The sequence below is a fragment of the Roseiarcus fermentans genome (assembly GCF_003315135.1).
Taxonomy (GTDB): Bacteria; Pseudomonadota; Alphaproteobacteria; order Rhizobiales; family Beijerinckiaceae; genus Roseiarcus; species Roseiarcus fermentans.
In genome coordinates, this window is sequence record NZ_QNRK01000027.1 from 85,860 (window position 1) to 96,922 (window position 11,063).

The 11,063-nt window shown below is 71.3% G+C and carries 12 protein-coding genes; 5 read left to right on the forward strand and 7 right to left on the reverse strand.

Annotation, left to right across the window (positions count from 1 at the left end; genetic code table 11):
• Nucleotides 1-22: 22 nt before the first annotated feature.
• The 4 genes from DFR50_RS21670 to DFR50_RS21685 all read right to left on the reverse strand — a co-directional run bounded on the left by DFR50_RS21670 (nt 23) and on the right by DFR50_RS21685 (nt 5,292).
• Nucleotides 23-793, reverse strand: coding sequence for a bestrophin-like domain (locus DFR50_RS21670; RefSeq protein WP_113891353.1), 771 nt, complete (start codon nt 791-793; stop codon nt 23-25).
• 124 nt (nt 794-917) lie between these two features.
• Complete coding sequence (locus DFR50_RS21675; RefSeq protein WP_113891354.1) at nt 918-2,333, reverse strand: mechanosensitive ion channel family protein; 1,416 nt, start codon at nt 2,331-2,333, stop codon at nt 918-920.
• On the reverse strand, nt 2,330-4,465 hold the full coding sequence (locus DFR50_RS21680; protein WP_113891355.1) for an adenylate/guanylate cyclase domain-containing protein: 2,136 nt from the start codon (nt 4,463-4,465) through the stop codon (nt 2,330-2,332). The genes DFR50_RS21675 and DFR50_RS21680 overlap by 4 nt, the downstream gene beginning before the upstream one ends.
• A gap of 245 nt (nt 4,466-4,710) precedes the next feature.
• A complete protein-coding gene (locus tag DFR50_RS21685) occupies nt 4,711-5,292 on the reverse strand; it encodes a hypothetical protein (protein ID WP_147262842.1) in 582 nt (193 codons plus the stop codon).
• A gap of 257 nt (nt 5,293-5,549) precedes the next feature.
• Between DFR50_RS21685 and pal the strand changes: the two genes are divergently transcribed.
• From pal to tilS, 3 genes are read left to right on the forward strand one after another with little or no spacing between them, the layout of a single operon-like run.
• Nucleotides 5,550-6,074 carry a peptidoglycan-associated lipoprotein Pal gene (gene pal / locus DFR50_RS21690; RefSeq protein ID WP_113891357.1) on the forward strand — a complete coding sequence of 175 codons (525 nt, stop codon included), beginning with the start codon at nt 5,550-5,552 and terminating at the stop codon, nt 6,072-6,074.
• Between the two features lie 11 nt (nt 6,075-6,085).
• A complete protein-coding gene (gene ybgF / locus DFR50_RS21695) occupies nt 6,086-7,084 on the forward strand; it encodes a tol-pal system protein YbgF (RefSeq protein ID WP_113891358.1) in 999 nt (332 codons plus the stop codon).
• Complete coding sequence (gene tilS / locus DFR50_RS21700; RefSeq protein WP_113891359.1) at nt 7,081-8,115, forward strand: tRNA lysidine(34) synthetase TilS; 1,035 nt, start codon at nt 7,081-7,083, stop codon at nt 8,113-8,115. Before ybgF ends, tilS begins: the two co-directional genes overlap by 4 nt.
• 14 nt (nt 8,116-8,129) lie before the next feature.
• Here tilS and DFR50_RS21705 read toward each other — a convergent pair whose 3' ends face one another.
• The gene (locus tag DFR50_RS21705) at nt 8,130-8,723 is read right to left on the reverse strand and encodes a TetR/AcrR family transcriptional regulator (RefSeq protein WP_113891360.1); all 594 of its coding nucleotides are present in this window, start codon (nt 8,721-8,723) and stop codon (nt 8,130-8,132) included.
• A 76-nt stretch (nt 8,724-8,799) separates the two neighbouring features.
• Here DFR50_RS21705 and bdcA point away from each other — a divergent pair, with 76 nt between their 5' ends.
• Both bdcA and DFR50_RS21715 read left to right on the forward strand, forming a co-directional pair.
• Nucleotides 8,800-9,513 (forward strand): SDR family oxidoreductase, encoded by a 714-nt coding sequence (bdcA, locus tag DFR50_RS21710; protein ID WP_113891361.1) that lies wholly within the window; start codon nt 8,800-8,802, stop codon nt 9,511-9,513.
• A gap of 194 nt (nt 9,514-9,707) precedes the next feature.
• Nucleotides 9,708-10,157, forward strand: coding sequence for an RbsD/FucU family protein (locus DFR50_RS21715; RefSeq protein ID WP_113891362.1), 450 nt, complete (start codon nt 9,708-9,710; stop codon nt 10,155-10,157).
• Between the two features lie 66 nt (nt 10,158-10,223).
• Here the strand turns inward: DFR50_RS21715 and DFR50_RS21720 are convergent, their stop codons facing one another.
• Nucleotides 10,224-10,718: a hypothetical protein gene (locus DFR50_RS21720; protein ID WP_113891363.1), complete on the reverse strand. Its 495-nt coding sequence runs from the start codon at nt 10,716-10,718 to the stop codon at nt 10,224-10,226.
• Nucleotides 10,719-10,748: 30 nt separating this feature from the next.
• A partial coding sequence (locus tag DFR50_RS21725; protein WP_210208995.1) for an aquaporin occupies nt 10,749-11,063 on the reverse strand: 315 nt, incomplete at its 5' end.

The window sequence follows — 11,063 nt, forward strand, 5'->3', positions numbered from 1 at the left end:
AGGCTGAGCCGACCGTCCGGCGCTACTCCTTGCCCATCACCGCCAGAACCTGCTCGAGCGGCGCCGGCGAGGTCTGAAACAGGCCCGAATAAGGGCTCGACAGTTCGATGATGAGGTAGAACGCCGACGCGATCGCCGCCGCCCCGGTCAGGACGCCAAGCACCGCCGTGACGCTTCCCTTCGACATGAGGCCGTAGCCCAGGAACAGGAAGAACGTCCAGACGACGACGGTGAGCACCAGCGGATAGCTGATCGGCGCCGACAGCGCGAACGACATCTGGAGCCGCGCCTGGCCCATCGCGTCCCCCGCCGCCTTCGCCTCCGCCAGCGCCTGGGTCTGGGCCACGTTCGTGGGATGCAGCGCGTTGAGCGCGGCCTCGCGCAGGCGCAGATTGCGCAGCGCCGCCGCGAAATTGTTGGCCACGAAATTGGCGTCGGTGTCGTCGGCGGACCAGATCTCGTCGATCGACTTGCCGACCCCGTCGCGCAACGCCAGGCGGATCGGATTGGCGTCCGGCCCGTAGTCGGCCAACGCCAGATCGAACTGCAGCACCCTGGCGGCGAGGGTCTGAATCGCCGTGTTCTGCCCGGCGTAGACGCCGTAGGCGGTCCAGATCAGCAGGCCGAGCACCAGCGCCGACAACAGGGTCAAGAGGCCGACCACGGCGCCGATCATGTCGCGCGGGCCCCCGGTGGTGTGTCTCTCCGGCAGCACCCGCTGAAGGATGAGGCCGATCGAGCCGCCGGCGAAGACGGCGATGGCGATCGCGAACGCGAGCTTTTCCGAGCTCATTCCCTGTTTTTTCCAGACATGTTTGCCAGCAAGTCGCCGCCCTTACCCCCGCCGGAGCGCGAACGCAACCGCCCGTCGACGGCCGCGGCGCGGCCGGCCGTTCGTCTCCGGCCGGCCGGGCGCCTCAGGCGGCGCGCACCGCGCCGACCCTGAGCGCCGCGATCGCCTTCCGGCGCGATTCGGCGATCGCGTTGACGTCGCGGGCGAAGGACGGGTTGTCGCCGATCGCGGCGACGAACTCCGCCCGCGGAATGACCACCACGTCGGCGTTCGTCTCCGCGACGATCCGAACCGGGCTCGCCGTCCCGGCGAGCGTTTCCGTCAGCACCAGCAACTGTCCCGCGCCGACGGTCTCGACGCGCACGAGGTCGCCGGCGATCGGCAGGAGCACCGTCAGCGAACCCGCGGCGACGATGGCGACCTCCGGCGGCGCCTGCCCCTCGAGCAGGAGCTGGTCGCCGCGCCGATACCGGCGCAAGGCGCCGGGCGTGACGAGGCGGCGAAGCACCTCCGGATGGCGGCGGACCGCGCCGCTGTCGCGCACGAGGCTCAGCGTGTCGGGCGGGAGGAAAAACAGCGAGTCCCGCGGGCTTTGCAGCGGGATGCCGCGCCGTTGCGCGACAAACCAGAACCGCGACAGGAACTCGTCCTTCGGTCCCGAGGTGGCGCCCGGATCGCCGACCGGAAGCACGACCTGGTAGCTCACGCGCTGATCCTGGATTCCGGTGACGAGGCACTTCGGCTTCGTGCCGGGAGGGCCTCCCGGGACCTGCTCGGCCGCCTCCAGCATGGCGGCGCGCGCCTCCTCGGGGGACACCTCGACTCCCAGGGTCAGAGTGAGCGACGTCGTTCCGCCCTGCCCGGCGCGGGCGCTGATCACGACGTTTCCCTTCGCCAGCGTGCTGTTGGCGACGATCGTGGTCGTTCCGCCGGCGTCGATCAGCGTCGCGCTGCGCCAGTCGAAGGCGACGACGCGCTGCGGGCGTCCGTCGACCGTGATCCAGTCGCCGATCTCGAACTTGCGCGCCGACAGCAGCCCGAGGCCCGACAGCATGTTGCCGAGGAACTCCTGCAACGCGAAGCCGAGAACGATCGAGCCGACGCCCATGGCTGCGAACAGGCTGCCGAGGTTGATGTCCCAGATCCGGGAGATCACCACCGCGCCCCACAGCAGCGCGATGCCGATGCGAACCGTGTCGAGCAGCAGCTTGGGCGCCCGGCGATCGTCGCCGATCAGCCAGGCCAGCAGGGCCTGGATCACCTTGAGGGTGATGTAGAGCGCGATCAGCGCGAAGGCCGTCTGCGCGATTCGAACGGCGACGTTGTCGGGCGGCGCTCCGGCGAGCTGTGTCAGGATCAGCCAGACGGCGCCCGCGGGCAGGAGCCCGTAGACCGTCTCGCGCACGATCGCCGCGCCGAACGGATCGCGCCGGTCGAGGACGCGCGCGCCCTCGATCGCGGCCACCGCGGCGAGCGGATAGATCAGGATGAACAGGAACGGCCACCACGGGCCGTTGAAGAGGTCGCCGATCCAGGTCATTGCGCGGCCTCCGCCACGGCCTGCGACAGCGGCAGCGACCAGCTCGCGATGCGGCCCGACGGCCCGTTCTCGACCGGCGGACACGGCTGAAGGCCGTCGACGCCGCCGAGGAGGGCGAAGGCGCTCTCATCGACCCACGCGGTCTGCGGCGCGGCCGCGGCCGCCAGCCGCCGCGCCACGCCGAGCGTGCGGCCCCACACGTCATAGGGCGCATGCCCGGCCGAAAACACCAGCACGTCGAGGTCGCCGGACGCCACGCCGAACCTCAGGGACACGTCCCGGACCCAGTCCGCGCCGAGGCGGGAGACCCCCCGCGCCGACTCGCGAATCCAGGCGAGCGTCCGGTCGGCGTGATCGAAGCGGGGAGACGACAATCCGCAGACGGCGACATAGCTGCCACCGAGCGCGTGCACCGGCTCGATTCCGCAGGCGGTCGCCGTCGCGAGCAGGACGTCGAACAGCGCATTGAGGCGCTCGCGGGCTTCATCAGCCGAAATCGGCGCGTCCGGCGTCTCGATCCCGTCGAACAGACACACCGCCACGGTCACGTTCGAGACGGTCTCGGCGGTCGTCTCGACGCCGCGTTGCAGCCGCTCGGCGACCGTCGCCGGATACATGCTGCGGACCATCTGCTCCTTTTCCCGATTCAGGACGCGGATCGCCTGGTCACGCGCATCGATCTCGTCCGCCATCGCGTTGTAGCCCGTCTCGAGATCGCCGAATTCGTCCGAACTCGTGACCGGGACGCGCCGCAGCTCGCGCTTGTCGCGGAAGGACACCATCGCCGCCAGGATCCCGCGGATCGGCCGGGTGAACACCGACGCGCACCCGAGCGCGAACAGGGTCAGGGCGACCGCCGCCAGCGCCGCCGCCGCCAGAAGGTCCCGCCGCAGGGTCGTCACCGGCGCGAGCGCTTCGTCGGAATCCTGTTCCGCGACGATGGCCCAGCGCAGGCCGGCCACTTCGATCGGCCCGTAGGCCCCGATCACCGCTTTCCCGCGATAATCGTTGTAGCGGGCGACGCCGATCTGGTTATGGAACGCTTTCTCCACGCCGTCGGTCTTGACCGGAAGGTAGAGGATGGTGGACTTGAACGCCTCGATCCCTTTGATCGTCGCCTCGGGCAGGCCCGCGGACTTGAGGTCGGCGGACAGGGCCTCGGGATGCTCCTGCGCAAAGCGCGACTGGCTGCGCATGAGACGGTCTTCGCCCACCAGGTAGACTTCCCCGGTCTCCCCCTGCCCGCTCTCGCGCCAACGTCCGCCGTCGGTGAGAAGCCGGTTCATCGCCTCGATATCGAGTTGCGCGACCATCACCGCGATCGTTCGCCCGTCGACCACGATCGGGACCGCGGTGAAGAACTGCGGCCCGAATCCCGAGGGGGGATAGGGCGTCAGGTCCTGAACCACCGCCTTGCCGCCGTTGCGCGGGTCGAGCGCGCGCTCGACGATCTGCGCGAAGCCGGACCGCCCGAAGGGGTTGGTCTTGACGTTGCTGAGGAAATCGACTTCCTTTTCGACAGTGTAGAAAACGTCGCCGGTCTCGGGGTCGACGAGGTTGATGTCGTAGAAACCGACCGAATCGACGAAATGCTTGAGGATCGGGTGGAAACGGGCGTGGACCTGGTCGTAGGCGTCGCCGCCGGGGGCGGCGACGAGCCCGTCCTTGCGTCCCGGATCGTTCGGGTTGCGGGCGATGTAGTCAGCCTGAAGCCGCCTCGACGTCGGGTCCTGCGGAACCAGCTTCGCGGCCTCCGCGTGACCCCCGGCGATCCTGTCGATCCTGGGGACGAAGTTCTTCTGGTACCAGGCCTCCAGGGCCGTGTCGGCCGCGCCCTGCGCCGCCGGATCGGCCGGCGCGGCGCGCACGGCCTTGAGCGCAGCGAGAAACGCTGCGCTCGCCTCGGCGACCACCGGGAAGCCGCCGGCGGCGTCCGTCAGCCGCAACTGGTTGCGAACGTAGGATTCGACCCTCTGCCGTTTCGCTTCCCGCTGCGCGGTCAACTGCTGTTCGATGGAAGCCGTCAACGCCGTATAGCCGGTGCGATAGCCGAGCGCGCCCCCGATCGCGAGACAGACGAGCCCCAGCGGCAAGAGCGTCAGAATGATCTTGGAACGCAGCGACAACCGCATGAAGGCCCCGACCTGCGATCGTGTTGACGTAACGGAACGGTCGCAGTTGACGGCGTAGCAGAGGGCCAGCCGCCCACACAAGCCCCGCGAATATCGGCCATTTTCGCACCGTCGGACCGGAGCGCCCGGCGTTCGTCGGCTGCGCGGCGAAGGCGCCGGCGACCCGGGCGATCCCGACGAGAAAGGCGCAACGCCGGCACGACGCACGGTCTCGCCGCTCGGGTCGACTCCGTCCGCCGAAGCGCTCAGCGGCCGGACGACATGGGCGCGCGCCCGTTCGCAGCGCGCCTGCGCGCCGCGAACCGCGCCGCCCGCCGGGCCGTCCCCCCGGACGGCCGCCGCAGCAGCCCCGAGGCGCGCGCCCGCCAGCGCGCGACGATCGCCCTGGCCGCGCGCCGGTAGGGCGCGACGATCCGGTCGGCCCAGTCGTGCACGGCCAGGATCCGGTCGAACGTCCAGACGAACCACGGCATCGTCATCAGGCGATGCCTCGTCAGGTCGAAAATCGCCGGAATGACCGCGATCGACAGCGTCTTCAGCACGATCCAGGCGATCGCGCCCCAGAAAACGTAGCCCATGGCGATCGCCACGGTCGCCACGACCAGCAGCGGCTCGACGATCAGGAACGGCACCAGAAACACGAGGAGCGCCAGCGGCGCGGGCAGAAAGTCGATCGCCGCGACGAGGGCGGCCTTCAGCTGCCTCAACGGCAGACGGGCGGCGACCCACGCGCCGACCGCGGCCAGCGCGTCCCAGACCCAGGCGGCGAAGAGAAAACCCATCGCCAGCGCGAGAAGCGCCGTGCGCCGCACCGTGTGACGCTTCATCAAGGACAGGACCCGATCAGGAGAAAAAACCGGCAGACGATCCGTGCGAGCCGGATCACGAAGTCGTGAAGATGCCCGCCGAAGCCGTCGAAGGCAAGGCGTATCGCGCCGCAATATGGCCATGAAAGGGCTGTTAACGCTCACCGCCCGCGTTTCACGCCATGGCGCCAGCACCGGAACGGCAGGGTCGCCGGAACCTCGCCTCAACGCCCGGCCGTTCGGCGATATCAGCGTTTCGTTCGGTCAGGAGCATTGGCATGGCTGCGGTTCGATCGAGGATTTCGCTGGCGCTGGTCGGGCTCGTGGCGCTGGCCCTGAGCGCCGCCGGATGCGCGCGCCATGGCGCGGACAGCGACCTCGCCGCAGGCGCTCAAGGGGCGGGCGCCGGCGCCGGCTACGGCGCCGCCGGCCCGGGCAGCGTGCAGGACTTCAGTCAGAGCGTGGGCGACCGGGTGTTCTTCGACAGCGACCAGACGGACCTGTCGGCGACCGCGCAGGCGACCCTCGACAAGCAGGCCGCCTGGCTCAACCAGTACAACCGCTATACGTTCACCATCGAGGGCCACGCCGACGAGCGCGGCACCCGCGAATACAATTTCGCGCTCGGCGCCCGCCGCGCCCAGACCGTGCACGACTATCTCGCCGCCAAGGGCGTGTCGGCGTCGCGGATGAGGACGATCAGCTATGGCAAGGAGCGGCCGGTGGCGGTGTGCGACGACATCTCGTGCTGGTCGCAGAACCGCCGCGCGGTGACGGTGCTGAACGGCGCGCCCGGAAGCTGATCGGCGTGGCCATGTCCCCTTCCGCGCGCGTCGCGATCCTCGCCGCCTTCGCTGGTCTCGCGGCCGCGTCGCCCGCCGGCGCGCAGGGCTTCGACTTCTTCCACCGCCAGACGGTCCAGTCGGCGCCGCCGGCCGAGGTCCCCGGCCAGGCCGCGCCGGAGGAGGACCAGACCGCCGCGCTGCTGCTCCGGGTCAACCGGCTCGAGGACCAGCTCCGGCAGGCCAACGGCCGCATCGAAGAGCTCGAGAACGCCGAGCGCCGGCTCGAGGATCAGCTGCAGAAGTTCCGCCAGGACGTCGAGTTCCGGTTCGGCGAGCGCTCCGGCGCACCGGCGGCGGCGGCGCCGGCCGCCCCCCCGTCCGCGTCCGCGGCCGCGGCGGCCCCGCCGGCGGTGATGGACGGGTCTGCGGCGCCGAGGCCGAGGCGGTCGGACGCCTTCGACCCGTCGAGCGACCCCGGCGCGCCGGGAGCGCCGAGGCCGCTCGGGACGAGCGTGGCGAGCCCGCCGCCGGTCCGGCCGGCGCAGGCCCCGCCGGCGGCCGGGCCGCCGCTCGAACTCGGCGGCGGCGGCGCGCCGGCGCCCGCGACCGGCCCGACCATCGTCGGCTCGGGCGTTGCGATGCTCGACGCGCCGCGCGACCAGTACAACGCCGCGGTCCAGGCGTTCCAGGGCGGCCAGTACCAGCAGGCCGAGGACGGATTCAAGGCGTTCATGGCCGCCAACCCCGGCCACAGGCTGACGCCCGACGCGGTGTTTTTCATCGGCGAGACCTATTTTCAGCGCTCGCGCCCGCGCGAGGCGGCCGAGCAATATCTCAAGGTCACGACCGACTACGCCAAGTCCGGCCGCGCGGCCGAAAGCCTGGTGCGCCTCGGCCAGGCGCTGGCCGCGCTCGGCAACAAGGATCAGGCCTGCGCCACCTTCGCCGAACTCGGCAAGCGCTACCCGACCGCGTCGCCGACTGTGAAGCGCCTCGCCGACCGCGAGATGGCGAAGAACCACTGTTGAGCCCGGCGGGCGCGAGCAACTTCTCGCCGGCGCGGATCGATTCGCTGCTCGCGCCGCTCGCGGACGCGAAGGCGACGCTCATCGCCGTCTCCGGCGGCCCCGATTCGACCGCCCTCCTCCTCATGGCCGCCGAGTGGGCGGCGCGGCGCGGGGCGCGGATCGTCGCCGCAACCGTCGATCACGGGCTCAGGCCCGACAGCGCGGCCGAGGCGGCGTCGGTCGCCGACCTCTGCCGACGCCTCGGCGTCCCCCACGCCACGCTCGCCTGGAGCGGGCCGAAGCCCGCGACCCGGCTCATGGAGCGGGCGCGCGAGGCGCGCTACCGGCTGCTGGCGGCCCACGCCGCGGCGATCGGCGCCGACGCCATCGCCACCGCCCACCACCTCGACGATCAGGCGGAGACCGCCCTGTTCCGGCTGATCCGCGGCTCCGGCATCGCCGGCCTCGCGGCCATGGCGGCCACGACCCGGCTCGGTCCGATCGCGCTCGTCCGGCCGCTGCTCGGGATCGCCAAGGCCGACCTCGTCGCCTTCTGCCGCGCGCGCGGCGCAGGCTTCGTCGAGGACCCGTCCAACCTCGACCCGGCCTACGCCCGCCCGCGGCTCCGCCGGCTGCTGGCCGCGCTCGCGGAGGAAGGCCTCGACGCCGAGCGTTTCGCCCGCTTCGCGCGGCGCGCGGCGGAAGCCGACGCGGCGCTCGCGCGCATGACGGCCGAGGTCGCGGCGCGGCTCGGCCCGGACCCGGTCGACGCCAGCGCGCTGCTGTCGGAGCCCGCGGCCGTCGTCCAGCGCGTGCTGGCGCGCCGGATCGCAGACATCGGCGGGCGCGACGAGAGCCGGATCGGGCTGGAAAAGCTCGAGACGCTCGCCGCGCGCCTCGCCGACGCCCTCGCCGCCGGCCGACCTTGCGCCGCCAACGTCGCCGGGGCGCTCATCAGGCTGACCGCGGACGGCCGGCTCGACGTCGTCCGGGAGCCGGCGAGACGGCCGCCCGGGTCAGATCGCGGCCGCGCCCCTCCGGAGCGGCGATAGGCCTCGCGCGCCGCTCACACCGGAAGGGCCCGCGCAAGCGCCAGGCCGGCGAGACGAGCGGTGGCGAGGAGGCGCGCCAGGCCGTGCCCGTCACGAGCCTTGGCGGAGAGGCCGGTCATGGTCGTACTGACGAAATCCGTCAGGCGCTCGGCCTCCTCCGGGTGGCGCGCGGCGATGTAGCGGCGGATCCGGTCCTCCGCTGCGGTGTGGAAGGCGCTGGCCGTCTCTCGCGCCTCGCCGTCGTTGCAGCGGACCCCTTCCAGCACCAGGCAACCGGCAGCGGCGGGATCGGCCGCGTAGCGGCGGGCCGCCTCTTCCAACACGGCAGCGAGACATTCCGCCACCGGCCGGTCGGGGCGCAGGAGGTCGGAGAGCGGGACGGCGTCGGCGCCGGCGGCGTAGCGTTCGAGCACGCGCGCGTAGAGGCCCGCCTTGCTGCCGAAGGCGGCGTAGAAGCTGGGCGGATTGATGCCAAGGGCTTCGGTGACGTCCGCGACGCTGACGGCGTCGTAGCCGCGAGCGCGAAAGAGGCGCTGGGCGGTGGCGACCGCCTGGTCGGGATCGAAGCGGCGGGGACGCCCGCGCGGACGGGATATATTTGTAGGCAAGATTACAGAAATCCATTGACGGGTGCTTCCGTGCGTTTATATAGCGCTGCCTACATAAATGCTCAAGGAGGGCCCGATGGCCGTGTTTCAAGGGAAGTCTGTTCTGGCGCTCGGTGGCAGCCGCGGGATCGGGGCCGCGATCGTGAGGCGATTCGCGGCGGAGGGCGCCGCCGTGACCTTCACCTACGCCGGGTCGCCCGAAGCCGCGAAGCAGCTTGCGGCCGAGACGGGCGCGACGGCGGCCCTCACCGACAGTTCGGACCGGGATGCGGTGATCGCGCGGGTGCGCGAAAGCGGGCCGCTGGACGTTCTGGTGGTCAATGCCGGAATTGCCGTTTTCGGCGACGCCCTGGACCAGGACCCGGACGCGATCGATCGGCTGTTTCGGATCAATGTCCACGCTCCCTACCACGCCTCGGTCGAGGCGGCGCGGCGGATGCCGGAGGGCGGCCGGATCATCGTGATCGGTTCCGTGAACGGCGACCGAATGCCCGTCGCGGGGATGGCGTCCTACGCGCTGAGCAAGTCGGCCCTGCAGGGACTGGCGCGCGGGCTGGCGCGGGACCTCGGGCCGCGCGGGATCACGGTGAATATCGTGCAGCCGGGACCGATCGACACCGACGCCAACCCGGCCGACGGGCCGATGAAGGACCTGATGCACAGCTTCATGGCGATCAAGCGCCACGGACGACCCGAGGAAGTCGCCGGGATGGTCGCCTGGTTGGCAGGACCGGAGGCCGGCTTCGTCACGGGAGCCATGCACACGATCGACGGCGGATTTGGCGCCTGACTGGAGGGCGCGGGGCTTGCCCCCGCGCCGCCTTCCTGTCCGCTTCGGCGAAACAGCGTCCGCGCCGTCGGGCGCCCGCTGTCGCCGCGCGGCGGCGAAAACGCGCGCCGGCCGGGCGAAAGCGGCGGCGCGATGTTGCCGCCCGGCGCCGTCACCGGATAAGGTCCGCGTCGGCGAACGAATTGGGAGGCGACATGCTCTGGGGAATCGATCCGCTTCTGGACGCGGACCTGCTCTACGCCCTGCGGCGAATGGGCCACGGCGACGAAATCGCCATCGTGGACGCGAACTTTCCCGCAGCCTCCACCGCGACCCAGACCGTCACCGGCCAGCCGATCGTCATGGGCGGGGTTTCGGCCGCCCGCGCCGTCGAAGCGGTGCTGTCGGTGATGCCGCTCGATACGTTCGTGCCGGACCCGGCGCTGCGGATGGAAGTGGCCGGCGATCCCGTAGCGGTCCCGGCCGTCCAGCAGGAGGTGCAGGCGGCGATCGACCGCGCCGTCGGACGCCGCCAGCCGCTGGTCGGCATCGAGCGCTTCGCCTTCTACGACCGCGCCGCCGAGGCGTTCGCGATCGTCGTGACCGGCGAGCGCCGCCACTACGGCTGCTTTTTGTTCAAGAAGGGCGTGCTGCCGGAGGAGTAAGGCCCGGCCCGGCCCGCGCCGGCGTCCGTCCGGCCCGCCCGGGGCCGGAGGTTCTCTCGCTGAACGCTACTTCTGCGCCTGCACGGCCTCGCACTGAAGGTCGACGCGCGCCGACTTGACCGAGCGGCCGGCGTGGACCTCGATGGTGAGCGGCATGCACATCGCGCCTTCGAGGAACACCGCCTTGTGGGCGACGCCGTCTCCGCCGAAGGCGAAGGTGTCGAAGGTCTTGTGCGTGACCACGCGGGCGCCCGCGCGGGTGGTCTGGGTGAGGTCGACGGTCGCCGCGGCGGCCTTCGACGCGGCGCTCCCGTCGCCCTGGAAGACGACGTCGACGAGCAGCGCCGTCGCGGTGTCGCCGCCCAGCGCCCCGCCGCGCGGCGCGTCGACCAGCGGCTGCCCGCCGACGAGATTGTCGGACAGTTTGCCGGCGCGTTCGAGATAGGCGTAGGCCCTCACGTCGAGGATTCTGACGTCCGCGACCTTCACATCCGCGGCCCCGGCGCGCTCGGTCGGTCCGAACGCGCAGAGGAGAGTCGCGGCCAGCATGATGGGCTTCATCACAAGTCCCCAGTAAACGCTCGCCCGGACCTATTGCTTCTGGTCGAGCAGCGCGCCCTCGCGATAGAGAAGTCCGGCGAGGCCGGCGCCGATCAGGGGCGCGACGATGAACAGCCAGAGCTGCGCGACCGCCCTGGGGTTCGAGACCATGCCGACGATCGCCGGTCCGATCGAGCGCGCCGGGTTGACCGACGTGCCGGTGATGTTGATGCCGACGATGTGGATCGCCGCCAGGGTGAGCCCGATCGCCAGGCCGGCGAAGCCCTTGGGCATGAACGGATGGGTGACGCCGAGGATCGTGACCAGGAACAGGAAGGTCGCGACGATCTCGAACACCAGCGCCGA